At 59.4% G+C, this 25,925-nt stretch carries 16 protein-coding genes; 8 read left to right on the top strand and 8 right to left on the bottom strand.

Annotated features, from left to right (window positions below):
* Positions 1-64 precede the first annotated feature (64 nt).
* A complete protein-coding gene (folE, locus tag QZT71_RS01865; RefSeq protein WP_295911610.1) occupies positions 65-673 on the top strand; it encodes a GTP cyclohydrolase I FolE in 609 nt (202 codons plus the stop codon).
* A 69-nt stretch (positions 674-742) separates the two neighbouring features.
* On the opposite strand, the gene QZT71_RS01860 is transcribed toward folE, so the two are convergent.
* A complete protein-coding gene (locus QZT71_RS01860) occupies positions 743-3,064 on the bottom strand; it encodes a PAS domain-containing protein (protein ID WP_295911609.1) in 2,322 nt (773 codons plus the stop codon).
* Positions 3,065-3,745: 681 nt separating this feature from the next.
* On the opposite strand from QZT71_RS01860, the gene QZT71_RS01855 reads away from it, so the two are divergent.
* The 3 genes from QZT71_RS01855 (at position 3,746) to QZT71_RS01845 (ending at position 6,125) form a co-directional block, all read left to right on the top strand.
* Entirely contained in the window at positions 3,746-4,387 is a 642-nt protein-coding gene (locus QZT71_RS01855; protein ID WP_295911606.1) for a DUF4136 domain-containing protein, read from the top strand.
* A 24-nt stretch (positions 4,388-4,411) separates the two neighbouring features.
* Positions 4,412-5,044, top strand: coding sequence for an outer membrane beta-barrel protein (locus QZT71_RS01850; RefSeq protein ID WP_295911605.1), 633 nt, complete (start codon positions 4,412-4,414; stop codon positions 5,042-5,044).
* 310 nt (positions 5,045-5,354) lie between these two features.
* The gene (locus tag QZT71_RS01845) at positions 5,355-6,125 is read left to right on the top strand and encodes a class I SAM-dependent methyltransferase (RefSeq protein WP_295911566.1); all 771 of its coding nucleotides are present in this window, start codon (positions 5,355-5,357) and stop codon (positions 6,123-6,125) included.
* Positions 6,126-6,210: 85 nt separating this feature from the next.
* Here QZT71_RS01845 and QZT71_RS01840 read toward each other — a convergent pair whose 3' ends face one another.
* Positions 6,211-7,698 carry a cellulase family glycosylhydrolase gene (locus QZT71_RS01840; protein WP_295911563.1) on the bottom strand — a complete coding sequence of 496 codons (1,488 nt, stop codon included), beginning with the start codon at positions 7,696-7,698 and terminating at the stop codon, positions 6,211-6,213.
* 226 nt (positions 7,699-7,924) lie between these two features.
* Between QZT71_RS01840 and QZT71_RS01835 the strand changes: the two genes are divergently transcribed.
* The 4 genes from QZT71_RS01835 to QZT71_RS01820 are packed head-to-tail and all read left to right on the top strand — an operon-like array spanning position 7,925 to position 14,099.
* Positions 7,925-10,273, top strand: a complete 2,349-nt coding sequence (locus tag QZT71_RS01835; protein WP_295911560.1) for a glycosyl hydrolase — start codon at positions 7,925-7,927, stop codon at positions 10,271-10,273.
* Between the two features lie 19 nt (positions 10,274-10,292).
* On the top strand, positions 10,293-11,459 hold the full coding sequence (locus tag QZT71_RS01830; protein ID WP_295911557.1) for a glycosidase: 1,167 nt from the start codon (positions 10,293-10,295) through the stop codon (positions 11,457-11,459).
* Between the two features lies 1 nt (position 11,460).
* Entirely contained in the window at positions 11,461-12,879 is a 1,419-nt protein-coding gene (locus QZT71_RS01825) for an MFS transporter (RefSeq protein ID WP_295911556.1), read from the top strand.
* Positions 12,876-14,099: an AGE family epimerase/isomerase gene (locus tag QZT71_RS01820; protein WP_363150461.1), complete on the top strand. Its 1,224-nt coding sequence runs from the start codon at positions 12,876-12,878 to the stop codon at positions 14,097-14,099. Before QZT71_RS01825 ends, QZT71_RS01820 begins: the two co-directional genes overlap by 4 nt.
* A 196-nt stretch (positions 14,100-14,295) precedes the next feature.
* On the opposite strand, the gene QZT71_RS01815 is transcribed toward QZT71_RS01820, so the two are convergent.
* The 6 genes from QZT71_RS01815 to QZT71_RS01790 form a co-directional block, all read right to left on the bottom strand.
* On the bottom strand, positions 14,296-17,133 hold the full coding sequence (locus tag QZT71_RS01815) for a glycoside hydrolase family 2 TIM barrel-domain containing protein (protein WP_295911552.1): 2,838 nt from the start codon (positions 17,131-17,133) through the stop codon (positions 14,296-14,298).
* 28 nt (positions 17,134-17,161) lie between these two features.
* Positions 17,162-18,826 (bottom strand): cellulase family glycosylhydrolase, encoded by a 1,665-nt coding sequence (locus QZT71_RS01810; RefSeq protein WP_295911549.1) that lies wholly within the window; start codon positions 18,824-18,826, stop codon positions 17,162-17,164.
* 70 nt (positions 18,827-18,896) lie between these two features.
* Complete coding sequence (locus QZT71_RS01805; protein WP_295911548.1) at positions 18,897-19,451, bottom strand: DUF1735 domain-containing protein; 555 nt, start codon at positions 19,449-19,451, stop codon at positions 18,897-18,899.
* Between the two features lie 27 nt (positions 19,452-19,478).
* Positions 19,479-21,149 carry a RagB/SusD family nutrient uptake outer membrane protein gene (locus tag QZT71_RS01800; RefSeq protein ID WP_295911546.1) on the bottom strand — a complete coding sequence of 557 codons (1,671 nt, stop codon included), beginning with the start codon at positions 21,147-21,149 and terminating at the stop codon, positions 19,479-19,481.
* Between the two features lie 19 nt (positions 21,150-21,168).
* Positions 21,169-24,045, bottom strand: coding sequence for a SusC/RagA family TonB-linked outer membrane protein (locus QZT71_RS01795; protein ID WP_295911544.1), 2,877 nt, complete (start codon positions 24,043-24,045; stop codon positions 21,169-21,171).
* A gap of 36 nt (positions 24,046-24,081) precedes the next feature.
* A complete protein-coding gene (locus QZT71_RS01790) occupies positions 24,082-25,923 on the bottom strand; it encodes a RagB/SusD family nutrient uptake outer membrane protein (RefSeq protein ID WP_295911542.1) in 1,842 nt (613 codons plus the stop codon).
* Between the last annotated feature and the right edge of the window lie 2 nt (positions 25,924-25,925).

Here is a 25,925-nt window from a genome sequence, read left to right as displayed (position 1 = left end):
GTGCCTCGGCAAAATGCAAGTAAACTTGCTTTTGCCCTCGGCTTGCACTATCTTTGCCGTTCCTATGGAAGAGAGAAACTACAACAAGGAGGAGCGCTTCGATGCCAAAACCATCGAGGCCCTGAAAGTACACTACACCGAAATACTGCGCCTGCTGGGCGAAGACCCGGCGCGCGAGGGTTTGCAGAAAACCCCCGAACGGGTGGCCAAGGCGATGTCGTTCCTGACCAAAGGGTATGAGGAAAACCCGCTCGACATCATCCGCTCGGCGACCTTCCGCGAGGAGTACAAGCAGATGGTGCTGGTAAAGGATATCGAGCTCTATTCGCTCTGCGAGCACCACATGCTCCCGTTCTACGGCAAGGCGCACGTGGCCTATATCCCCAACGGGCACATCACGGGGCTTTCGAAAATCGCGCGCGTCGTGGAGTGCTACGCCCGCCGCCTGCAGGTGCAGGAGCGGCTGACGGTGCAGATCCGCGACTGCATCCAGGAGGCGCTCAATCCGATGGGCGTGGCCGTGGTAATCGAAGCCAGCCACATGTGCATGCAGATGCGCGGCATCGAAAAACAGCAGTCGGCCACGACGACGTCGGCATTCACGGGTATCTTCCTCTCCGACCACCGCACGCGCGAGGAGTTCATGACGCTCATCTCGCACAAATACCGGTAAATCCGCATTACATCCATACGACAAGCGCCCCGCAGCCGGAAAGCTGCGGGGCGCTTGTCCGAAGGCGCTCTACACCTTGTCTTTCAAATCGACCAGACAGGCGTTCAACGCCTTATGCAGCGAATACTGCGAGAGCGGTTTGACGAGGAATTCGTTGCAGCCCGCATTGCGGGCGTTTTCGATTTCGTTGCCGAACGAGTAGGCCGACATGGCGATAATCGGAACTTCGGGCGCAATCCTGCGGATACGGCGCGCAGCCTCCAGGCCGTCCATCACGGGCATGCGGATATCCATCAGCACGGCGTCGGGACGCACTTTTTCGAACAATTCCACGGCATCGCCCCCCGTACGGGCGCGGACGAGGTTGAAACGCAGGTTCAGCACCGCTTCGACGAGTTTGTAGTTGATGTCCGAATCCTCGGCCACGAGCAGCGTCCACGACTTGCCCGCCTCCCCGGTTGCGGAAGCGCAGGCGTCACCCTCCGTATCGTCCCGGTGTAGCACCGGAATCGAGAAGTAAAACCGGGTGCCTTTGCCCTGCTCGGACTCCACGCCGATCGTGCCGTCGAGCTTCTCGACAATCATCCTCGAAATGGCCAGTCCGAGGCCCGTTCCCGCCGCAAAGTCGTTAAGTTTGACAAAACGGTCGAAAACATCCCGCACCTTGTCCGCCGGAATACCCACGCCGGTATCCTGCACGAAGAACTCAATCCGTCCGTCGCGCAGGTCGAAACCGAAACGAATCTCCCCTTCGTCGGTGAACTTGCCGGCGTTGTTGAGCAGGTTGGAAATGACCTGCGCCAGGCGGTTCTGGTCGCAGACTATCTCCACGTTTTCGATTCGCTCGTCGAAAACCAGGTTCACGCCCGGCTTGACGCGGCTCTTGTGCACCTCCAGTTCCGAGCGGCAGAGGTCGTTGAGGTTCATCGGCCTGAAATGAAACTCGAGCGTCCCGGCTTCGATTTTCGAAATGTCGAGGATGTCGTTTATCAGTTGCAGCAGCAAATTCGAATTGGTGTCGATAATCTCGGTGAACTGCTGCTTCTCCTCCTCCGTTTCCGCTTCGCCGATCAGTTTGGCAAAGCCGACGATGGCGTTGAGCGGCGTACGGATTTCATGGCTCATATTGGCCAGGAAGGCCGATTTGAGGCGGTCGGACTCTTCGGCGCGGATGCGCGCCTCGACCACCTCCAGCTCGGCGTTCTTCATGTCGGTGATGTCCCACGACACGCCGATAATCAACGGCAGGCGGTTCTCGACCGGCACCAGCGACTTCGTCGTGTTGACGATGCGTGTTTCGCCGTTCGCCGCAACGTACTCCTCGATAAAGGACATGCGCTCGCCCGTGCGCAGCAGCGTCAGGTCGTCCTGGCGGAAGTGTTCCGCGTCTTTCGGACTCGGGAATACCTCGTAATCGGTGTGCCCGAGGGCCTTCGAGGCGGGAATCTGCGAAAACTCCTCGAACGCCCGGTTCCAGTAGAGGTAACGGAACTCGTTGCCGGGGTCTTTGACGAAGAGGTAGACCGGAATATTGTTGAGAATGCTGTCGAGAATCGAGTTCATCTCCTTGACCTTGTTCTCGTGTTCGAGGCGCTGCGTGACGTCGCGGCCGAAGAACCAGACGATTTCGCGCTGCTTGAAATGGTCGTAAATGATATAGGACACGATGTCCCACGCCACAATCCGTCCCAGTTCGTTTTTGAAACGAACCGTATATTTATGGGAACCGTTGTCCCGGCGGATTTTCGCCAGCCGCTCCTCCCACTGCCGGCGCGTGCCCTTGAACGACCAGAAATCATAGACTTTGTACTGCGCGAGGCCGCCCTCGACCTCGTGCCGCACGCGGAACTGCTCGTTGGCATATTCCATCGTCCCGTCCAAATCGCAGGCGTAAATCTCCTCGTCGACATTGTTCAGCGCATATTTGACCATCTCCAGCTCGTGCTTGGCGGCCTCCGCCTCGGTAATGTCGCGGCAGATGCAAAGCGCATGTCCGTCGTCGAGGGGCATGATGCGGTTCTCGTAATTGCGGGTGTTGCCGCCGAGCGTGATGTCGTGGTGCGACGACGAGCCGCGGCCCGAGGCAAAGACGTTGTCGAGGTTCTTCTTCACGTTGCGGTATGCCTCGGGCGAAAGCAGCGCATGGATGTCTTTGCCGCGCAACTGCTCGCCAGGCACCCCGACATGGTTGGTTTCATCGGCGGAAACCAGCTCGACCAACGTTCCCTCGTTGTCGAGCACGGTCAGCATGTCCGGCAGGGAATCGAGAATCTTACAGGCATAGCGATCCCGAAACGGATGCTGTGAATTTGCGTCCGTACCGGACTGCCCCTCGAGTTCTTCGATCCTGCGGATAAGCTCCTCCCGGGAGCAGTCATCGTATCGGCTCATATTTGTGGAATTATGCAAGGTATCTACAAAAGTAATATTAATTCCGACTCATGGAATTTTTTTGCGAATAAAAAGTCCCGAGGGGCCGGTAAAGCACGACAAATATCCGAAAAACAAGAAATTACCACCTTTATCCGGGAAATACCACCCACGAAAAGAACCCTTTGCCTCCGCAATGCACCGCATCCGCCAACCGGCCGACGGTACGCGCCGGAAATACGCCCGGGCCCCGCAAAGGCAAAACACCGTCCCGTCCGGCTTTTCGTTGTCCAGCCGCACGGTATCCGTGCCCATACGGAAACGTTCCGCGGACACTTACGCGAGAGCTTCGCCACCCGTCCGTGGCACGCCGCCGCACCGGAAAACGGGGCGCCGGCACGGAAACGACGCACGGAATCCGACCTGCACCCGGTGCAAGGTTGCCAAGGGCGATGCGAAAACAGCCGGAAGAATCGCCTGCGGCTGCCGGCCGGCCTGCGCCGGCGGCGGAAAAGCGTTTTTCCACCGGCATCCTAACCCGCTTGTGCTGAATTATATCCGGCAGCTTTTCAAAGCCGCCGGTTTTCTTATACCGCAAAACCGTTTCTTTATATCCCGAACGGACTTCCGGGGAGGAAAAGGGTGCGACGGGAACGAAATTTGAACACGACGTTCAGACAGCAAACCAAAAATTTCAAGATCATGACCGTTAAAAAATTACGTTACCTTGCATTCGCACTCGCAGCAGTTGCGTTTTGCGCATGCCAGAAAGAGCCCTCCACATCGGGCCTCCACAAAGATTATCTGGTCTACACAGCTTACGACACCGAGGCCGATTTCGCCGGACTGGATACCTACTACATCCCCGACAGCATCCTGCTGATCGGCGGCGCCGACAAGACGGAATACTGGAAAGACGACAACGCGCTGGAAATCGTCAATACCGTCGTCGACCGCATGAACACGGCGGGCTACACCCGTACCGACGACAAGGATACGGCCAATGTCGGCCTGCAATTGAGCTACGTACAGAAAGTGACCTATTTCGTGGGTTACGACTATCCCTACTGGTGGTGGTATTACCCCTACTACTGGACGCCCGGTTACTGGGGCGACTGGCTCGGGTGGCACTATCCCTACCGGGTCTATTACGGTTACACGGCCGGTTCGCTGCTGATCGAGATGGTGAACCTCGAAGCCGACCAGGCGAGCGGCAAGAAACTCCCCGTGATCTGGGACAGCTACATCGGGGGCCTGCTGACCTCGTCGGAGAGCCTCAACCAGCAGCGTACGGTGGACGCCGTCGAACAGGCGTTCGACCAGTCGCCCTACCTGAAAAAATAATTTAACCGTAAAACACGTCCGATTATGAAAACATCGAAATACCAGGTTCTTAAAACCATCGCACTCTGTGTCGTCATGCTCGCTGCGGCACGCACGGGCAAAGCACAGATATTCCCGAACAGCTACATCAACGTCGACTGGCAGGTAGGCGTGCCCCTGGGCAGCAGCTACGCCGACAAGGCTTCGGGCTGGGGCATGAACTTCGAAGGCGGCTATTTCATCACGCCGGCCATCGCCGTGGGCCCGTTCATCTCCTACCAGACCAACCTCGAAAGCATTCCGCGCCAGACGCTCGACCTGGGCAACGGCTCGGCCCTCACGGTCAACCAGAAACACGCGTCGTTCCAACTGCCGTTCGGCGTTACGGGCCGATACACCTGGCTGACGGACAGCGTATTCCAGCCCTATGCAGGCATGAAGCTGGGTGCCAGCTATGCCGAGCTCTCGTCCTACTATTACGTCGTCAAGCAATACACCGACACGTGGGGATTCTACCTCTCGCCCGAAATCGGCGTGAGCATCTTCCCGCGGCCCGACTATCGCTTCGGTTTCCATGTGGCGCTCTATTACAGCTACGCCACCAACAGCGGCGACATTCTGACCTATTCGGTCAACAACCTCAACAACTTCGGCATACGCGTCGGTATTTCATTCTGACGCAGAGTGGGAGGACGCCTCTTCCGGGGAGCGCCGGGCCTTTGTACAGGGCCCGGCGTTCCTGTTTCCCAGGCGTCCCTGCGCGGGATTTGGTTCTTCGGAAATTTATACGTAGATTTGCCCGTACTAAAACCATTGGATGTTTAAAACGGATACGGCATCGTAGGAATCCATAGTTCGCATTGGATTCCGACTCTTTCTTCCCTCCCGGGGCATTCTGCCCGGGCGGTTATTCATTTTGCCTTATTTTAAAAATTTCGCTGTGCACGGGATATTCCGCTTCCGCGCACGGCTTCAACCGCAAACAACCATGGAACAGGAAAATAAACAGATTTTCGATTTCGATTTAAAAATGATCGCCGATTTCTTCAGGGAACTCGACAGGCAGGGGCCCGGCGGCGTGGAGCAGACACTCCGCGCCCTGGAATTCGTGCCCGACAGGCCGGCAATGCGCATTGCCGACATCGGATGCGGCACCGGCGGGCAGACCGTCACAATCGCCCGCAACAGGGATTGTACGATAACGGCCGTCGATTTGCTGCCGGAACTGCTGGAAGGATTCCGCACCCGGATAAAAAAGGCCGGGCTGGAAAACCGCGTCACAGCCATTCAGGGCTCGATGGACGCACTGCCGTTCAGCCCCGGGGAGTTCGACGTAATCTGGGCCGAAGGCTCGATTTACAACATCGGATTCGAACGCGGGTTGAGGGAGTGGCGGCAGTACCTCAAACCGGGCGGCATCATCGCCGTAACCGAGTGTTCGTGGCTCTCGGGCGCGCGGCTGGCGTCGAAATTCATCTCGGACTATTTCCCCGAAATCGACAGCCCGGCGGGAAAACTGCGCATCCTCGAAGAGGCCGGATATGCACCCCTGGCGCATTTCGCGCTGCCCGAACACTGCTGGACGGAAAATTACTACGCCCATGTGCTCGCACGCCTCCCGGAATTCCTCGAACAATACGGCTACAGTGAAAAGGCACTCCTGCTGGCCGAAATGCAGAAACACGAAATCGCCCATTACGAAAAATACAAAACGTACTACGGCTACGTCTTCTACATCGGCCGCAAACCGGAAGAGTAACCGCCGCCCGCAAAGGCAGAATCCCGCTTCCGGATGGAGGCGGGATTCGTTTTTTCGGTTCGGAGAAGGGCACGCAGGCGTGAGGTCACTCCATCGACGTGTAGACCAGCATCGTTTCGGGGGCCAGGCTGATGCGGCTTCCGGGCGCAAGCGCCACCCCGCGTTCCACGGGCAGCAGCCGTTCGCCCTCCAGCTCGAGCTGCCCCCCGGCGTAGACATAAAGCGCGAGGTCGGAAAGTCCGGGCTGGGGATTTTCCAGCGTCAGCTCCACCGTCCGTTCCGAATCCGTATTGACTACAGCCAGCGTCACGCCCTTCCCGGTGCGTCCGAACATCGAACGGACTCCGCCGACGCCCGACACTTCGGAGGCGAGAATCTGCGCACCCTGCGGGAAATAGCGGCACAGCAGCGACACGGCATAGTACCAGGGGCGGATACGCTCCTTGTCGGCGCCGTAGCGCTCTTCGCCGAGGATGTTCCAGAACCCCCATATTTTCAGTTTCCCGGGCTCGTTCATGTGCATCGCATCGTCGAGCATCCAGACCACGCAGCCCGAATAGCCGCATGCGGCCGTCTGCATGACGGCGTCGGCAACGTCGATACCGTACATGTGGTCGAACACGAACATCTGCGAATCGCCGGGCGATGCATCGGGGTCGGCAGCAATCCGGCGCTCGTTCTCGGCAGCATACGCGGCGTCGCGCGGGTCGATGAATTTCAATCCCAGTTCGCCGAGGATCATCTTCGCCCCCGCAGGAGCCGCAGCCCGGTAAGCCGAAATCATCGCCGAATATTCCCCCGTATTGATTTGGGCTTTGGAGGGATAAGTATGGATGTCGTAAAGTCCCACGGCATCGCCCAAGTCCCGGACGGAGTTGCTCACCCAGTCTGTTTCGAGGGTCGTCCAAACCGCCGCGTCGGGAGCGACCAGCTCCACCCGGCCGGCCATGCCGTGCCGCCGCAGGGAAGCATCCATGGCGCGTGCGGCACGGAGCCAGAGGGCGTAATCGCCCCGCGTCGAAGCCCACGAGCCGTTGGGTTCGTTGACGATATTGTAGTAGCGGATGCAATCGTAACCGCACTCTTCGACCAGATAGCGCACCAGCTCGCCGCTGCTGTCGATCAACGCCTCGTCGACGGTCTGCGCCTGCACGTCGACCAGGCCTCCGCCCCAGTCGCCGAGCAATACCGTCACGCCATGCGTATTGCAGAACCCGAGAATCATGTGCAAATCCTCCATGTTCCGCGACGAATCGAACCGCCCGTCCGTAAGATACGACCGGATACCGCTCATCACGCGGATGAAACGGGGCTGCATGTACTCCAGCCTGTCGGTAAGGCGTTTTCGGTCGGCCGCCGAAAACCGGCCGTCATCGCCATGCACCTCGTAAGGATCCCACTGGACGCCGTTGCCGATATAGGCGTCGTCAATCACCCTGCCGCTCAATGTCAGCACGCCCCGGGCGGGCGATGCCTCCTCCGGCGGGGAAGCGTTGCCCCGCACACAGGCCCATGCGGTTCCAGCCGCACAAACAGCGGCAAATAAAACACATCGTACAATTCTTTTTTCCATCGTCGGGATATTATCGGTTGTGAAGATAAAGATAAGCAGCCCGGGACTTTCGCATGTAATACTTTTTTAACCGAAACAGATGGTTTGCCGACCCCCGGCACGCACATAACCGGGCGACAACCCCGGAAGTTGCAAAAAAGTATAAATATCTGTTAAAATACTACTCTTTTCACAATCGCCTCCGTTCGTATATTTGCATTACTGAAAACCGACTAAACCCGAACCCATGAAACACCTGCTTACGCCGCTGCTCGGAGCCCTCACGTTGAGTTTGTCCGCATGCCAGAACGAACTCCAGCCCGAATTCGTCCGTGTGCAGAACGGACGTTTCGCCGGCGGTGACGCCACCCCGGGCTATTTCGTCGGCGCCAACTTCTGGTACGGGGCTTTACTGGCCGCCGAAGGGCCGGAGTGCGACCGCGGCCGCCTGTGCCGCGAACTCGACAGGATGAAGGCAGCGGGTATCGGCAACCTGCGCATCCTGGTCGGGTCGGAAGGCAACACGGGAGTCGTATCGAAAGTCGAACCGATCCTGCAAACCGCACCCGGAGTTTACGACGACCGCGCACTCGACGGACTGGATTTCCTGATGTCCGAACTGGGAAAGCGGAATATGCAGGCGGTGCTCTACCTCACCAACGCCTGGGAATGGAGCGGCGGATACAGCCAGTACCTCGAATGGAGCGGCCGCGGCACTTATCCCGTCCCGGGACTGGCCGGATGGGACACTTTCATGGCTTACGTGCGGCAGTTCCACGAAGCAGAGGCCACTGACAGCTGCAAGATACTGCTGGAAAACCACATCCGCCACATCGTCACCCGCACCAACCGCTATACGGGCCGCCCCTACCGGGAAGACCCAGCCATCTTCTCCTGGCAAATCGCCAACGAACCGCGTGCCTTTTCGGAAGAGAACAAGGAGCGTTTCTTCGCCTGGGTCGCCCGCACGGCGAAGCTCATCAAGCAGCTCGACCCCAACCACATGGTTTCGACCGGCAGCGAAGGGGAAATGGGGTGCGAAGGGGACATCGGACTGTGGCGGCGCATCCATGCCCTGCCCGAAATCGACTACGCCAACATACACATCTGGCCCTACAACTGGCGGTGGATAAGGCAGGAAAATGTCGGGGAAGATCTCGCCGCAGCCTGCGAAAAATCGACCGAATACATCTGCCGCCATGCTGAAATCGCACGGGAGTTGGGCAAGCCGCTCGTCATCGAGGAGTTCGGCTATCCGCGCGACGCCTTCTCCTTCGAGCCCGGATCACCCACGACGGCGCGCGACGCCTACTACCGCCATATCTTCGAACAAATCATTCGCAGCGCCGCGGACGGCGACATCCTTGCAGGATGCAATTTCTGGGGCTGGGGCGGCGCGGCACGCCCCGCACACCTCAACTGGCAGGCAGGCGACGACTACTGCGGCGACCCGGCGCAGGAAGAGCAGGGGCTCAATTCGGTCTTCGACAACGACCTTACGACCTTACGGGAAATCACGGCGGCAAATCACACGCTGGCCCTCCATGCCCGGGCGCTTGCGGCGGCACCGGGCAACGGAACCCCGGCCTCCCAGCTCCGGCTGCTGCGCCAAACCGCCGCACGGAACCAACTGCTGTTCGGACAGCAGGACTTCCCCTTCTACGGCTGCAACTGGGCCTACAAACCCGGCTGTTGCGACGTGAAGGCTTGCTGCGGGGATTATCCGGCCGTGCTGGGCTGCGACCTCGGGGAAATCGAACTCGGGACGGGACGTAATCTCGACGGCGTACCTTTCGACACGATGCGCCGCGAAATCGTCCGTCAACACGAACGCGGCGGGCTGACGACCGTCAGCTGGCATCCCCGCAATCCGTCCACGGGCGGCGACGCATGGGATGTGAGCGACCCCGGCACAGTGCGTTCAATCCTGCCCGGCGGCCCGAACCATGCCGAATTCCTCGGATGGGTGGACATTGCGGCCGACTTCCTCAACTCCCTGACCACGAACGACGGCACGACCGTCCCGGTGCTGTTCCGCCCCTGGCACGAGCATACCGGAAGCTGGTTCTGGTGGGGACAGCGGCTCTGCTCCGAGGCCGAATACGAAGCCCTTTGGAAAATGACCGTCGAACGCATGCGCGACAGGGGCGTATGCATGCTCACCGTCTATTCGCCCAACCCGTGCGCAACCCAACAGGAATACCTCGAACGTTATCCGGGCGATGCATGGGTCGACATACTGGGACTGGACGCTTACCACAGCGGCGACGCCGAGGCCTTCGCCTCAAAGCTCGGGACATCGCTCGCAATCATGGAGCGGATTGCCGGGGAACATCGGAAACCATACGCCGTATCGGAAACCGGTATGGAGGGCATTCCGCATGCCGACTGGTGGACGGGGGTGCTGATGCAGGGCATCGGCGAGCGGCGCCCCGCCTACGTACTGGTCTGGAGGAATGCCCTGCAGACGCTCAAGCCCGGGCATTTTTACGCACCGTTCCCCGGACAGGTTTCGGAAGCCGACTTCAACCGGTTCCACGCCTCGCCACGAACGCTGTTCGCGGCCGACGCAGTCAACGCTTTCAATAACAAATAAATAGACTTAATTCTCAACAATGACCAACTTTGAGGAAACGATGCGCCGGTTGCAATTGCAGCACGAGCAGCTCCTGACGCGCAAGAATATGCCGACCGATGCCTACAACGGCATCTTTACCCGATACTGCCACCCGATACTCACGGCAGCCCACACGCCGCTTTTCTGGCGCTACGACCTCGACCCCGCGACCAATCCCTACTGCATGGAGCGGATCGGGATGAATGCCGTGATGAACTCGGGCGCCATCAAATTCGACGATAAATACCTCCTGATGGTTCGCGTGGAAGGTGCCGACCGCAAATCGTTCTTCGCCGTGGCGGAGTCGCCCAACGGCATCGACAACTTCCGTTTCTGGGACTATCCCGTCACCATGCCCGAGTACGGAGAACCGGCGACCAATGTTTACGACATGCGCCTGACGGCACACGAGGACGGCTGGATATACGGAATCTTCTGCGTCGAACGGAAGGACCCGGCGGCAGCCCCGGGCGATTTGTCGTCCGCCGTTGCATCGGCAGGTATCGCACGCACGAAAAACCTGGTGGACTGGGAACGTCTTCCCGATTTGAAAAGCTCCAGCCAGCAGCGCAACGTCGTTCTCCACCCGGAGTTCGTGGACGGCAAATACGCCTTCTACACCCGGCCGCAGGACGGATTCATCGACACGGGCAACGGCGGCGGCATCGGCTGGGCGCTCATCGACGACATCACGCACGCCGAAGTTACGGAAGAGTCCATCATCAACCGGCGTTATTACCACACGATTAAGGAGACGAAAAACGGCGAAGGCCCCCACCCGATCAAAACACCCCGGGGATGGCTGCACCTGGCGCACGGCGTACGAACCTGCGCCGCAGGGCTGCGTTATGTGCTCTACCTCTACATGACCGAGCTCGAACGCCCCTGGATACCCCTGGCCGAGCCCGCGGGCATGCTGCTCGGCCCCGTCGGCGATGAACGCACGGGCGACGTATCGAACGTGCTCTTCTCGAACGGCTGGATCGCCGATCCCGACGGGCGGGTCTGCATCTATTACGCCTCTTGCGACACCCGCATGCACGTAGCGACCTCGACCGTCGGACAACTGGTCGACTACTGTCTGCATACGCCCGCGGACGGGTTCACGACGGGACACAGCGTCGAAACGCTCAAAAAACTCATCGATAAAAACCTCAAACGTTAAAATGACAGCTGCACGGTCGGAAAAAATCGGGTACGGGCTGGGCGACATGTCGTCGAGCATGTTCTGGAAAATATTCTCCTATTATCTTCCGTTTTTCTACTCCAACATTTTCGGGTTGAGTCTGGAACATGCCGCCGTACTGTTGCTCGTCACCAAACTCTGGGACGGGGTATCCGATCCCATCATGGGCCTGATTGCCGACCGTACGACCTCCCGCTGGGGACGTTACCGTCCCTACCTGCTCTGGATAGCCGTCCCGTTCGCCGTGGCAGGCATCCTCACCTTTACCACGCCCGCGTGGGGCTATTCGGCCAAACTGGTGTGGGCCTACGCCACCTATTTACTGATGATGACCGTCTACACCGCCATCAACGTCCCCTACGGAGCGATGCTGGGCGTGGTGACGGACGATTCGCGCGAACGCACGGTATTCTCCTCCTACCGGATGTTTTTCGCCTACGGAGGCAGTTTCCTGGCTCTGGCTATTTTCGAACCCCTGTGCGACCTCTTCACCCGCGACGTTGGAAAGATGGACACCGCCCGGGCCGTCGCAGCCCAGGCCGGCGGATGGCAGGCGGCCATGATCGTCGTCGGAACAATCTGTGCATTGCTTTTCCTGCTCTGCTTCCGCCTGACACGCGAGCGCGTCGTCCCGAGCGAAAGCCCCTCTGCGGGCGGACAGTCGGTTCTTTCCGACATGAAATCGCTCGCCGGCAACGGGCCGTGGTGGATACTGCTGGGCGTGGCGGTGGCCGCGCTGCTTTTCAACTCGATCCGGGGCGGGGCGGCAGCCTATTTCTTCAAAGATTTTGTCGGGGAGGATAACCTGCTGGGCGGCAGTATGATACTCACCTGCGGGGCGTTCCTCGCCATCGGCGAAATCGCCAACATGCTCGGGGTCGTACTGGCCGTGCCGATCTCGCTGCGCATCGGCAAGCGGATGACCTACATCTGGGCCATGGCCGTGTCGGGCCTGTTGAGCATCGCCTTCTTTTTCATGCCGGCCACCGTTGCCGGATGCTGGGCGATGGTCGTGCTGCAAATCGTGATTTCAGCCGCAGCCGGCATCACCTTCCCGTTACTCTGGAGCATGTACGCCGATGTGGCAGACTATTCGGAGCTGAAGCACGGCCACGGTTCCACGGGACTGATATTCTCGTCGTCGTCGATGGCCCAGAAATTCGGCGGCGCATTCGGCAGCGCACTGATTCTCTGGCTGCTGGCTTCCTACGGATACGACACCTCGGGCGCCGCGGTGCAGAACGGCGAGGCAATTTTCGGCCTGCGGATGCTGATGAGCTGGCTTCCGGCGGCAGGGTGTGCGCTGGCTATCCTGCTCGTCGCCGTCTATCCGCTCAACGAAACCCGCATACGTGAAATCGGAGAAAAACTGGCTCTGCACAGAGCCACAAACAAATGAACATGAACCGCGAACAACAATTCAAGCGCGAGCTCACCGAAGAGCTTCATAATAACATCCTCCCGTTCTGGGCACGTCAAATGGCCGATCCGCAGAACGGCGGATTTTTCGGCCGCATGACCGGAACGGGCCTGCTGATGGCCGATGCCGAGCGGGGTGCAATCCTCTGCAGCCGCATCCTGTGGACTTTCTCGGCAGCTTACCGGACATCGGGCTGCAAGGAATACCTGGCGACGGCCACCGCCGCCCGGGACTACCTGCTCGACAAATTCCTCGACAAAACCTACGGCGGCGTCTACTGGTCGGTGGACGCAGCGGGCAACCCCGCAGACACGAAAAAACAATTTTACGCCCTCGGATTCGCCATCTACGGTTTGAGCGAATACGCCCGGGCGACAGGCGACGAGCGGGCGCTTCGGGAGGCAATCGGGCTGTTCCGGGTCATCGAAGAGCACTCCTACGACGCCGTAAACAACGGTTATGAAGAGGCGGCGGCCCGCGACTGGACACCCATCGACGATGTGCGACTGAGCGACAAGGACGCCAACGAGAAAAAGACGATGAACACCCACCTCCACATTCTGGAGGCCTACACCAACCTGCTCCGCATCTGGGACGACGGGGGGGGGTTGCGCAAGCAGACCCGCAACCTGCTGGAAATTTTCCTCTCGCGAATCCTGCAGCCGCAGAACGGCCATCTGGGACTCTTTTTCGACGACCGATGGCAACTGAAAAACGACGGCTGCTTCTCCTACGGTCACGACATCGAGGCTTCGTGGCTGTTGCTCGAAACCGCCGCAACGCTCGGCGACGAAGCCTTGTACGAGCGCACGCGCGCCTGCTGCTATGACATCGCCAATGCGGCCCTCGAAGGTTATATGGGCGACGGGAGCATGATTTACGAACGGCACCCAGACGGCACCCGGGACCTCGAACGCCATTGGTGGGTGCAGGCGGAGTGCGTCATCGGGCTTTTCTATCTCTACCGGTTCCACGGCCGAAAGGAGGCCCTGGAACCCGCCCTGAAATGCTGGGACTACATCAAAACACACCTCATCGACCGCACGGGAGGCGAATGGTGGTGGAGCATCCTCCCCGACGGCAACGTCAACCGGACGGACGACAAGGCCGGATTCTGGAAATGCCCCTATCACAACAGCCGCATGTGCATGGAAATCGCCTCACACATTGCGGATGGCGAAACCGCTTCCGGGAGATAAAACCGGCACCCTGCGGCGCCTGCGGAAGCAGCTCGGTACGACCGGAGCCTAACCGGGGCCTTTCCGCCCTGCCCGCACGCCGGCAGTTTCGCAGGCATTCCCGAACGCCGGTTCGGAGCGACAGGCAGGCACAAGGCAGGCACAAAAAAAGAGCCGTGGAACATATGTTCCACGGCTCCTCTCGTATCGGGGGTGTTCAAAGTTCCAGCAATGTCTGCCTTTCCAGATTATAGCCTTCGGCCGAAAGGACGGCGCCCTCGCACGAAGCGCACTCGGCTTCGACCATCCGTTTTTCACCCGGAAGCAAATGGATATACCCTTCGGAAATATAGGCCGGGAGAATCGCTTCGCCCGTCCGTCCGTCGCGGACGTTGAATTTCACCGCAAGGGCGGTAACGGCCGAAGGATTCGACACTTCGAAGCGCACCGTCGTCGCACGGCCGTCGTCCTGCCGCGCCATGCGGCGCGCCCGGAGCCGCACCTGCGCCAGGCGGTTCAGCGCCGTGAAATCCCGGCCGGGGCTGCGCAGGTAGTCGTTCACGCTAACCCGCTTGCCATCGACATACAATTCGAGCCGCACCATATAGCACTCCACGTTCTCCGGCAGGACGGCCGCCATGGCCGGCGTCACGGCATTGGCGGCGATTTCCTGCAGAGCGGCCTCCTGCCGGCCGAGGCGTTTTCCGGCCGGGGTGTAACAGGTGGCCAGCACCCGGCCGTGCATAAGGGCGTCGCGGGTGGTATTGACGACCAATACCTGCCCGTCATGGGGGTTCATCTGCACATGCAGCGGTTCGCAGGCCTTGCGGCAGCCGTAGAAAGAGCCGTGCGTCTCGAAATCCCACGAATAGGTCTGCCATTCGAGGCTCGGCCATGCGGGATGGCTCATCCACAGCAGCACGCCCGACGTGGAGTTCCACATCCGGCTGTTCCACGCCTCGAGCATGGCCCGGTGGCTGTCGTAATTAATCAGCTGCACCTTGCGGCAGAAATCGTCGAGCGATTCGGCTTTCCCGTAAAGCGCATCGACGGCCTCGCAGTACTCCGGAAGCCCGAAGTGCAAATCATGGTAATACCACGTGTCGCTAATCGGCCACCTGTCCGCCTCGGGAATGAACTTGCGCATCGTTTCGGCGGTCGGCACCGACGGGGTTCCCAGCTCGGTGGAGAACCCGAAGGCATGGCGAAGGAAATATTCCGACTCGTCGGCCAGGTAATGCCACGGGCCGCTCGTGCGCAGGTTCATATAGCGGGAATTGGGGCTGTAGAAGCGCGTGCCGTCCTCCCGGGCAACCAGCGCGGCCAACCGCGGTTCGAGCGTCGGGGTAGCATAGCCTTCGTTGCGCGGGCACCACACGGCCAGCGACGGATGGTTGCGGAAACGACGCACCGTTTCGCGGGCGTTCGCCAGGAACAGCTCCTCATCGTTGACGTTCTGGTTATATCCCTCGGTCGAAAGCCAAAAGTCGTTCCACACCAGCATACCGTATTCGTCGCAAAGTGCATAGAAAAGCTCCTCGGTCGACTCGCCCGTCCAGTTGCGCACCATGTTGAAACCCTCCTCGCGGTGGAGGCGGAAGGCGGGTTCGAGCCGTTCGCGCGAAACCCGTTTCATCCCGTCGTCCATGCCCCAGTTGCCGCCGCGGCAGAATATCCGCACCCCGTTGCATCGAAGTACCAGAAAAGGTGCGGCACCGTCGTTTTCCAGGCGGCGCAGGCGCGAAACATCGATTCCCGGCTTCAGAGCCGGGACGACGACCCCGTCGCCCGCCGGGCGGCGATGGAAACTGTCGAAGGGCATCTCGCCGCCGCACAGATCGTTCGTCGGTGCGAAGTCGATGCGCAGCTCCTCCCCGGCAGGCGTATCCACACTCAACTCATAGGTAAGTTCCCGGATACCGAAACGAACCTGCTCCGCATCGGAGCGGATGCCGTCCTGCTCGACCGCCAGCTGCAGCGTGTAAAGCTCCTGCGCCCCGTAGCCGTTCGGCCACCACAGGCGGGGAGCCGCAATCCGCAGGGCCGGACATTCGGCCGGCGTACAACTCACCGTGCGGGTTTCCCCGGCGGCGAGCTCGACCGGCAGCGAGAAGCCGGCACCGCCGTCCAAGGTGCCGCGCAGCACCGCCCGGCGCGGTTCGTCGGCATGGTTGGTCACCTCGGCGCGAATCGTCAAATCGGCATACGACGTGTCGGGCAGCGGCAGATCGGTGATTACCTGCGGGTCGGCAAGCGTCACGTCGCCCGTAAATTCGAGCGTCACATCCTGCCAGATGCCGATATTGCGGTCGCGGATGCCGGGAATCCAGTCCCAGCCTTCCGAACTGATGAAAGTCGGCCCGTCGAGGCACAACTGGCCTCCGTTGGGGCCCCGCCCGGCGGCTTTCGACTGCTCGTGGGGAATCCCCGGATTATGCGGCGGGCGGATCTTCACGGCCAGGACGTTTTCGGCCGAGAGAAGCCCCGTCACATCGAACACGCCCCGGGTAAAAGCCCCGTCGACCGTGCCTGCCTTCCGGCCGTTCAGCCACACGTCGGCGCGGTAGTTGATTCCGTCGAAACGCAGCCAGGCACGGCGTCCCGCAGCATCCTGCGGCTGTGGGAAACGTATCCGGTACCACCACTCCGTACGGCAGAGGCTGTCGGGAATGGAGAGGTTGTTGAGCCCGTAATAGGGGTCGGGATAAACGCCCGCTTCGACCAGCGAAGTCAGCACCGTGCCGGGCACGACGGCATTGTACCACGCCGAAGTGTCGTAGGCGGGGTCGAAAAGCGAACCTCCGCTCCCGACCAGCTGATCCGTTTGGGCCAGTTCCCAGCCGTCGGACAGCACCCACGAAGCCGCACCGGACGGCTCCAGAAGGGCCCGGACAGGTCGTTTCGGTTTGCGCACGGCCTGTTGGGGCGGTGTCGCAGACTGCGGCAGTTCGGACTGCGGCTGGGGGCTCACGAGCCCGAAATTGGTAGGATTGAGGGGCGTGGCCTGCTGGGCCGGGGCTTCCCCGCCCGCAGCGATGCCCAGGGTCAGCATCATGGCAAGTGTTTTAAAACGCATAAACCGGTCAGTTAACGGATTCGGGAGTAAAGATATAGACGCGCTCGGCATACGGCGCGAGCGTGATTTTTTCGAGCACGAAACGCCCCGGGGTCGGAAGCTGGCCCTGCGCCGTGCAAACGCAGGTCGCGGGATCGAACGCCTCGATTGCATAGCTGCCCTTGCAGCCCAGGTTGACGGTGAGTCCCGCCTGCCTGAGTTCCTCGGCGGAGTTGTTGTAAAGGTAAACATAGACCACCTCGCCGCACTTGACACCCATGGCTTCAGCCGGATTGCATGCTACGGTCACCTGCTCGAAAGAGCCCTTGCCGTCGGCGAGCATCCGGTCGGATATCTGCCGCACACCCTTGAAATAGTCCATCATACCGCGGTTCTCGAAATACTCCCACCACCAGCTCATCGGCGTCACGGGCGTGGGCGAGAAGATGCCGTACCAAAGTCCCCGGCGGAAATCGCGATCCATATCCTCGCCAAAATCATCGAAGTTCTTCGACCAGTCCCACTCATAGCCGAATTCACCGATAACGTAAGGTTTGCCGAAACGGTTTTCATAGCGGAGTATCTCGGCCGGGATAATGCCCGTATTACAGTAGATATGCTTCTGGTTGACATCGATGTCGGGCACCGAATTGAGCCCTTCGAGATCCCGGTGGGAAATCGACGTGGTGACGGGGTGTCCGTAGGGATCGATGCTTTTCAGGTACCTGGCCATGCGGGCATGCCAGGCGACAATCTCTTCGGCCGGAATCGGGTTCTTCGCATCGCGGAACTGGATGTTGTCGATTTCGTTGAAGAACTCCCACATACCGACAGCCGGACTGTAACCCCAGCGTGCAACGATATAACGCAGGCGGTTCATGTAGCGGCGGGCTTGCGGCTCCCCGGTGAAAAACGCCCTGTCGGCACGCACGGCGCCCTGTCCCATGCAGAGCATCACGTGAATACCCAGCTGTTCGCAAAGCCCGACGAAATGGTCGAGGCGGGCGATGGCGCTGGGATTGTAATATGCATCGGACGCCTCGTAGCGTAGGTTGTTGAAATGGTCCTGCTGGTCGATCGGGAAATTGAATCCGCACATCCACACACGGATAAAATTACCGCCGTTGCGGGCGAAAAGCGGCAGCATGTAGTCGTAGTTGTATTTGTCATGCTGCTCGTGCAGGGCCTTGAAAAAGCGCGAGTCGTCGTTGGCGCGCGATTCCCAGCAGATATTTTCAGCAATGCCCCGGAACGGCGTTCCGTCGTCGTAAGCCAGCGTCCAGTAATCGCGCACATGCAGGATACCCCGCGAATCCGCTGCAGGCCCCACATCGAGGCGCACGGGTTTCGAACGGGAGGTTTCGCGTCCCTGCTCGCTCAAGCGGAAACGGCAGGCATAACGCCCCATCTGCTGGGGCGTAAAACGGGCTTCCCAGCGCGATTCGGTACCCGACGCCCCCTCCACCCAGTAACAGGGCAGTATCCGTTCGGCACCCGAAGGCGTGGTAATCAGCATGTCGAGCGCAACCTGCTCCTGCAGGTAGGCGTTGTCGTAACGGGCCGTCAACCGAATCGTGAAATCGGTACGCTCGTAAAGGCCGGGCTTGGGAGTAGCGCACTCCACCGAACGGATTTGCGCCCGTATCCCGGCCGCAGCGAGCAGTGCAAAGAGTATCAGAATGGCTTTTTTCATAAATCGTCAAGGTTTATAGAAACGATATGCCTCCCTTACAAGAGGCATATCGTTCACAGGTTAATTACGTTCAGAGCAGGGCCTTCAGGGCATCGACGTTCACGATAACGGCGGTTTTGCCTGCCGTATCGGAGAGTTCGTACGCCGACGGATTCCGGATTCCGACCGAAAGCACCAGCTTCTTGCCGGCATATTCGCTTCTTGAGATTGCCAATACCGGAATGTCGAGGTAGAATGTTTCGCCGGTCTTCCCGTTGGGAACCACGACCGCCGCAGGCAGCGAATAAAGCCCCTCGGGCATGGCTTCGCCGCCGTATGCGGCCACGGCGGCCGCAGTGTCCTCCGCAGCGGTGTAGACATCGACGGTATACCCCTTCTTATCGGAAAGCTTGCCCGAGCGTGTAACCCCCAGGATTATCCTGACCGTACCGTTCTCGACGCGGAAATTGTAGGTATAACTACCGCCGCCCGAAGGTACGGCATACGAGTTGTTCAGCCCGCCGGTCGAAACGGCCTGGGGCATATATACTTTACCGAATCCGTAATCGGCATCGCCGTCGCCCTCGCAGGCTGTAAAGGCGCATGTGCAAACAAATGCGAGGAGCAGAATCAATTTGTTTTTCATAATTCATTGTTCTTTTGCGTCCCGGAACTAATAGCCGGGATTCTGTTCGAGCGTATGATTCGAATTTTCAACCTCAGAGCGGGTGAAAGGCATATAGTAGTTGCGTTCGAGGAAGGTGCGCGTAGCGACTTCGACCGGCGTATACGACCACTTGCCCTCGCCTGCTTTGGCCACCTTCACACCGCGGACGGGTTTGTTGAGCACCTTCATCGCATCCTTCCACCGCAGCAAATCCCAGTAGCGGTGATCCTCGAACGCCAGTTCGATGCGGCGCTCGTGCTTGACGGCCTCGCGGAATTCGTCGCGGCTCGACGCCGTGACAGGCGGAAGCTGCAGGCTGGCACGGTCACGCACCAGTTGCAGGGCATCGAGCGCCGTGAGCGTGTAGTCGCCGGGAGCCTGGTCGGGGCCATAGGCCTCATTCATCGCTTCGGCATAGTTGAGCAGCACTTCGGCATACCGGTAGGCGACCCAGTTGTGCTGCGCCTTGGCGCCCTGCGTCAGGTTGAGATTGTCGGTGAGGAACTTTTTGAGGTAGTATCCCGTCTTGCTGGCGTTCGGCGACGACATGTCGTCCGTACCGCCCGGCGCCTGGTCGATTACACGGCCGTTCCAGGTGCTGCCGTTGGTCACGACGCTTGCCGCCAGACGCGGGTCGCGGTTGGCATAGGGATCCCCGGCAACAGGCTCCCCGACCCACTCGTAAGCCTCGACCAGATTCTGTGTCGGCGTCACGCCCGAGGCACCGCCCGGCGTAGCAATCGGATAGTTATTGCGCTCCATCGTATTGGACTGTTCGCGGCGTACGACATAGATGGTTTCCCGGCTGGAAAGGTTGCGGTTACCCTGGAAATAAGCCCCGTAATCGTTGTCGAGCGAATAATTCAAATCCGGGTTGCTGATGACGTCATAAGCCGCAGCGGCAGCTTTTTTCCACTTCTCGGCATCATTGCCGGGATTGTGGAGCGGCGAAGCGGCATAGAGCAGCACACGCGCCTTGATGGCCAGTGCGGCGCCCAGCGTAAAGCGGCCGTTACGCTCGGAGAAGTTGTCCCAGTCGACTGCCAGTTTCCCCTTGTAGTCGTCGATTTCCTTCACGATGTAGTCGACGACCTGGTCGTAGGAGGAACGCGGGATGAACTTGTTCGCGGCATACTGGCTCTCGACGATGGGAACCCCGCCGTACTGCTTGATCAGCTCGGCGTAGTAATAAGCCCGTGCGATGTGCGCCTCGGCCTGGTACCAGTGCAGCGAGGCCAGATCCCTTTCGTAGTTGGGGCGGTCGTTAATCGTATCGCGGTTCATGCCCACCATATACTCGCCTTTGCCGTTGGCCGTGTAGTCGAGGAAAAAATTGGCGGCGCGGATTCCTTCGTAGCAGTCGACATAAAGATTCGAAATCGGGTTGAGGTTGGCATTGATGACCCCTTTGTTGAAATAGCTCGCGTTGCACTGCACCTTGGTTTGCTGCGCCTCGTCGGTCGCCGCCGCAAAAAGGTTGGAATCGAGCGTGGAGTAACCGGAAACAATCGGGGTGTAGAAGGCGTTGCCGAATTTCCACAACGTACCGAGTGTCGTCTCGATCGACTCCCCCGTTTCGTTCTGGTCAAGACTGGTATCGAGGAAATCGCTGCATCCGGTACCGGCCGCAACAGCAGCCGACAGCAGGAACGTCTTGAATATGAGTCTGAATTTCATAATGGCTTCGATAGTTTAATTAGAAAGTAAGGCTTACGCCGATGTTGTAGGACTTAAGCACCGGATAACGGTAGGACAACAATTCGGGATCCAGGTCGTAATCCGACATCAGCTTGCTGACGGTGAACGGATTAGTTACATTCAGGTAAATCCGGAAGTTGGAAATGCCCGCCGCACGGAACCTGGCGTGATGCCTGAAGCTGTAACCCACCTCGATATTGCGCACGCGCATGAAGTTACGGCTCTTCACCCAGAATGAACTCAACTGGTAGTTGTTCTCGTTGCTCTGGGTAGTCAGGCGCGGATAAGTCGCCGTGGCGCGGGTGTCTATCCCCTGCTCGGGATAGTAGGCCCAGGCGCCGCGGGCGATGGGATAAGCATTGCCGTTGTCGACGAAAGCCCGGGTCTGCACTGCATTGTCGAGCAGGTTGAACGATGCGCCGGCGATGCCCTGCAGCAGGAAGCTGAAATCGAAGCCCCGGTAGTTGAAGGCGGCGCCGAGCGAGTACGTCCACTCCGGATAGGGCGATTTGCCCACCTTGGTCACGTCGTTCTGGTCGACGAAGCCGCTCCGATCCAAATCACGATACTTGATGTCGCCCGGCTGCACCGCACCGAACATCGGCTGCGGCAGGCCGGCCTTGAGCGAACCGTCGGCATTGAAATCGTCCACATCGTAAAAACCGTCGGCAACCAGCCCGATCAGCGTCCCGTACGGGCGTCCCGTCTGGGCGTTGTAGCTGTGCGCCGGGGCTACCTCGGCCATGTAATCGATTTTGTTGCGGTTAAACGACACCGACCCGTTGACGCTGTATCCCCAGTTGGCGCGCTGATCGTTCCACACGGCGGATAACTCGAAACCTTTGTTGGTCATCTTGCCGATGTTGTCGAAATAATAATTTTTGCCGTAATAACCCATCATCGAATTGTCGAGGGTCAGGATGTCGGTGCGTTTGTCGATGAAGGCATCGGCCGACAGATGCAGTTTGCCGAAAAGTTCGGCGTCGATACCGACGTTGTACTTGCTGCTTTTTTCGGCATGCACCCCGGAATTCGCAAGGAACATGTGCACCAGCGAACTCTGCCATACGCCCTCGCCGGAGCCCATGTAGAAGGAACCGACGTAGGAATTGGTGTAATAGTCCTTGAACAGGTAGCGGCCGTTGGAAGAGTAGTTCGACAATACGCCGGTGGCACCCGAATCGGCGAAGCCGCTGCGGCCGTACGAAAGACGCAGTTTGAGCAAATCGACGACTTTCGAGTCCTTCAGGAAAGCCTCGTTGGAAAGCACCCAGGCCGCCGAAACAGAAGGATAGAACGCCCACTGGTTGCCTTTGGCATAGGCGTCGTTACCGAAGTAGGAGAACCCGAATTCGGCCACATAACGGTCGTCGTAGCTGTAATTGATGCGGCCGTTGAGGTTCGCATAGTGGTATTTATAGGAAAAATAGCCGTCGCCGTTATAGCCCGACATATGGAAATTCACGGCGCCGTCGAGGGCATGGCGGCCGAAGGTACGGTTGTAACCCAGCGAAATCTGGCCCTGTTTCCAGTCCTCCATGCCGTCCGAACCGTAACCGCTGGCCTGCAGCGACGTATCCTCGTCGGTGGTGGTACGCATGCCGTTGTGATAGCGGGCGTAGTTGCGGGTTTTCGAATAACCGCTCTTGGTGTAGGTGTTGAACGAGAACGCTTCGCGCAGGTAGAGTCCCTCGGTGATGAAATCGAGTTTCTCGACCAGTTGGAAATTGCCCTGCAGCACACGCGACTGGGTCTGGCGCCATCCCAGGGCATTGAGCGACGCCACGGGATTGCTGTTGTAGACCGAAGTTCCGGAATAGTGTGTCCGTTCGGCGTCGTCCCATATCTCGTATATGTTCGAAGGATAGCGCGCCATGTTGTAGAACAGGTCGTCGGTAGCGATATTGGGCCGCTTGCCCCGCTCGATACGCCCGCCCAAATCGACACGCGCCTCGATGAACTTGAAAATCGTGAAGTCGAGATTCGCACGCAGGTTGTAGCGCTCGTAGGTGCGGTTCGAGCGGGAATCGCTGTTCTTCACATCGTAAAGCCCCTGCTGGTTGAGGTAATCCAGCATCACGTTGTAGCGGGCGACCTCGGTGCCGCCGCGAAAGGAGACATCGCCGTCGATGGTGTAACCGGCATTGCGCAAAGCTTCGTCGTACCAGTCGACATTCGTGCCCGTCCCGTTGCGGTAGGCCTCCAGCTGCTCGTTGCTATAGGCAGGCGCCCAACGCCCCTGGTCGTTGCTGACGGCCTGGTTGTAAAGCGACGCATAACCGTACGAATCGAGCGGCTTGGAGAGGGTCGTGGCCTGCTGGAGCCCGAAACGCACCGAGGCGCTGACGGTCGCCGGAGCGATCTTGCCGCGTTTGGTTTCTATCCAAATCACGCCGTTGGCTCCCCGTTCGCCGAAAACGGACAATGCGGCGCCGTCCTTGAGAATCGACACGCGTTCGATCTCCGCCGGCGAAAGGTAGGCGATATAACTGGCGTTCACCTCGAAGCCGTCGACAAAGATTTTAGCCGTGTTGTAGCCGGCATTGCCGTACGACCCGATGCCGCGGATCAGCCAGCTGGCCGTGTCGTTACCCGGTTCGCCCGACCCCTGGAAAAGTGTCAGCCCCGAAAACTGTCCGGCAAAACTGTTGGTCAGGTTGGGTGCGGTGGTCTTGCCGAGGGAAACTCCGTCGACGGTCGAAACGGCCCCCGTCGTACGAGCCTGGGATGTCCCGAAGAATGCCCCCGGAACCGCAGGCTCCGCCGTGTAAGCCGAATCGGCAGGCGCCGGCTCCTGCATCGTCCCGGCTGCCGTTGCGGCGGTCAGCGAAACGACTCCCGTAAGAAGCAATGGTATAATGATAAATTTATTCATAATCGTGTTTGTTTTTAGCGGAAAAACCTGCGGGAATTAGTAGCCGGGATTCTGCACCAGCGTGCCTTTGTTAATCTCCGACTGCGGAATGGGTTCGAGGTACATTTTCGGATTCCAGTAAGAGGTGTAAACCACCGCATCCCAGTACGATTCGAGGCCCGAAGCGAGGTTGAAACTACCCGAATGGCTCTCCTTGATTTTGAACTGCAGCTCGTGCATGTCGCCACCGATAATGCCGTCGCCGATATTCTCGTCCTTCCAGTGCTTGACATCGAAATACCGGTTGTTCTCGCGGTACAGCTCGAGGGCGCGCTCACGGCGGATAATCCGGCGCAGGGCAGCCTGGTCGGTTTCGGTGATCTTCGGCAGGCCCGCCCGGTTATGCACCTTGTTCAGATTTTCGAGCGCCTTGGCGGGAACGCCCTTCTCGTTATAGGCTTCGGCAAGGTTGAGGTAGGTTTCAGCCAGGCGGAAGAGCGGGAATTCGAACCAGACACGCGTTCCGGCCCTGTAATAAAATTTAACCGGTGCGGCGCAGCCCTTGCCGGCTTCGATGGCGGCCGGGAAATTGGTCTTCTTGCCGGCGTTCGCCACCTGGCGGCCCCAGTTGTTGGCCGACCAGCTCGAATGGCCCGGGTTATTGAAGGCATCGAAGCCCACGAACATATTGTCGGCCTTGGCGCGCGGCTCGATCTCCTCGATATTCCGGAGCCATTCCGAAGCATCCCGCGGAGCGGCTTCGTTCACGCCGGGCCAGTTCGTGAACTCCGAACCGTCGGCTTTGTAATAGAGCTTCAGGAAGTTGGTCAGCACTCCGCTCACGTCGGTATCCCAACGGTTATTCGTCCAGACCGGAGAGTAGTTGTTGTAGTAGAAGATAGCACTTCCGGGCCACGTCCACTGACCGGTTTCGTCGCATTTGTAGGCCAGCAACACCTCCCGGTTGGCCGGTGTCGAAGTCGCCGTAGCGTAATCTTCGAAGGCCTTGGGATTCGGGTTGCCCTCACCGGCGCCGCCGGTATTGAGCAGGGTGTAGTTGTTGGCGCCAGCCCAGGTCAGCACGGCCTCGTTGGCGTCGATGGCGTTCTGCCAGCGGTCGTCCGATTTGGAGCCGAAGCACACCAAATCGTCGTGCGCTCCACTCAAGTAGGGAGTCGCCGAGTTGAAAAGCGGACGGGCTGCGAAGAGCAGCGTACGGGCCTTGATGGCCAGCACGGCGCCGCGCGTCATCCGCCCCTGATCGGCAGCGCCCCAATCGCCTTCGGGAAGCCCGTCGTAGGCCCGCTGGCACAGCTCGAGGATATATTCCAGCGTTTCCCGGAGCGATGCCCGGCCGGCGGATACACCCGGGTCGGCCGGATTGGCGAACGAACCGCGAACGATGGGAAGGCCTCCGTAGCGGTAGAACATGCCCATGTAACGGTAAGCCACCAGCGCCGTAGCCTCGGCCTTGATGTAATTTTTCTCCTGCTCGCTCATGTCGGGCACCCGGTCGATGTTCTCCCGCACGGTGAAGCAGTGGCGGATATACGACCAGTTGTTACCGAAATGGTCGGAGCCGGCATCCGAGCCGTCCGTTCCGTTCACGTCGAGCCCCGACTGGGAAATCGTATAGGTTCCGTGCCACGAATAGCCGCGCGAAATCTCGCCGCTGATGGCTCCCAGGGTGCCGTGACCGACGCCCCAACCGCCGGGAAGGCCGTGGAGCAGGGCTTCGCGGTAACAGGTCATCAGAGCGCTTTTGGCATTTTTAGCCGACCCGTAAACCTCGTTCAGGTCGACCGTTCCGGTTGTGTCCGGCATTTGCAGGAAAGTATCCTGGCAGGCGGAAAGGCCCAGCGATGCCGATATCAGTAAAGAAACGATTATCTTTTTCATAG

Source organism: uncultured Alistipes sp. (genome assembly GCF_902388705.1).
GTDB lineage: Bacteria > Bacteroidota > Bacteroidia > Bacteroidales > Rikenellaceae > Alistipes.
Note: the sequence above shows the minus strand (reverse complement) of the source record. Positions and strands in the feature narration are given on the sequence as shown.

What these genes read in the sequence shown, in the direction of transcription:
- folE (WP_295911610.1), top strand. Translation starts at nt 65, where the DNA reads ATGGAAGAGAGAAACTACAACAAGGAGGAGCGCTTCGATGCCAAAACC.
- QZT71_RS01860 (WP_295911609.1), bottom strand. Translation starts at nt 3,064, where the DNA reads ATGAGCCGATACGATGACTGCTCCCGGGAGGAGCTTATCCGCAGGATC.
- QZT71_RS01855 (WP_295911606.1), top strand. Translation starts at nt 3,746, where the DNA reads ATGACCGTTAAAAAATTACGTTACCTTGCATTCGCACTCGCAGCAGTT.
- QZT71_RS01850 (WP_295911605.1), top strand. Translation starts at nt 4,412, where the DNA reads ATGAAAACATCGAAATACCAGGTTCTTAAAACCATCGCACTCTGTGTC.
- QZT71_RS01845 (WP_295911566.1), top strand. Translation starts at nt 5,355, where the DNA reads ATGGAACAGGAAAATAAACAGATTTTCGATTTCGATTTAAAAATGATC.
- QZT71_RS01840 (WP_295911563.1), bottom strand. Translation starts at nt 7,698, where the DNA reads ATGGAAAAAAGAATTGTACGATGTGTTTTATTTGCCGCTGTTTGTGCG.
- QZT71_RS01835 (WP_295911560.1), top strand. Translation starts at nt 7,925, where the DNA reads ATGAAACACCTGCTTACGCCGCTGCTCGGAGCCCTCACGTTGAGTTTG.
- QZT71_RS01830 (WP_295911557.1), top strand. Translation starts at nt 10,293, where the DNA reads ATGACCAACTTTGAGGAAACGATGCGCCGGTTGCAATTGCAGCACGAG.
- QZT71_RS01825 (WP_295911556.1), top strand. Translation starts at nt 11,461, where the DNA reads ATGACAGCTGCACGGTCGGAAAAAATCGGGTACGGGCTGGGCGACATG.
- QZT71_RS01820 (WP_363150461.1), top strand. Translation starts at nt 12,876, where the DNA reads ATGAACATGAACCGCGAACAACAATTCAAGCGCGAGCTCACCGAAGAG.
- QZT71_RS01815 (WP_295911552.1), bottom strand. Translation starts at nt 17,133, where the DNA reads ATGATGCTGACCCTGGGCATCGCTGCGGGCGGGGAAGCCCCGGCCCAG.
- QZT71_RS01810 (WP_295911549.1), bottom strand. Translation starts at nt 18,826, where the DNA reads ATGAAAAAAGCCATTCTGATACTCTTTGCACTGCTCGCTGCGGCCGGG.
- QZT71_RS01805 (WP_295911548.1), bottom strand. Translation starts at nt 19,451, where the DNA reads ATGAAAAACAAATTGATTCTGCTCCTCGCATTTGTTTGCACATGCGCC.
- QZT71_RS01800 (WP_295911546.1), bottom strand. Translation starts at nt 21,149, where the DNA reads ATGAAATTCAGACTCATATTCAAGACGTTCCTGCTGTCGGCTGCTGTT.
- QZT71_RS01795 (WP_295911544.1), bottom strand. Translation starts at nt 24,045, where the DNA reads ATGAATAAATTTATCATTATACCATTGCTTCTTACGGGAGTCGTTTCG.
- QZT71_RS01790 (WP_295911542.1), bottom strand. Translation starts at nt 25,923, where the DNA reads ATGAAAAAGATAATCGTTTCTTTACTGATATCGGCATCGCTGGGCCTT.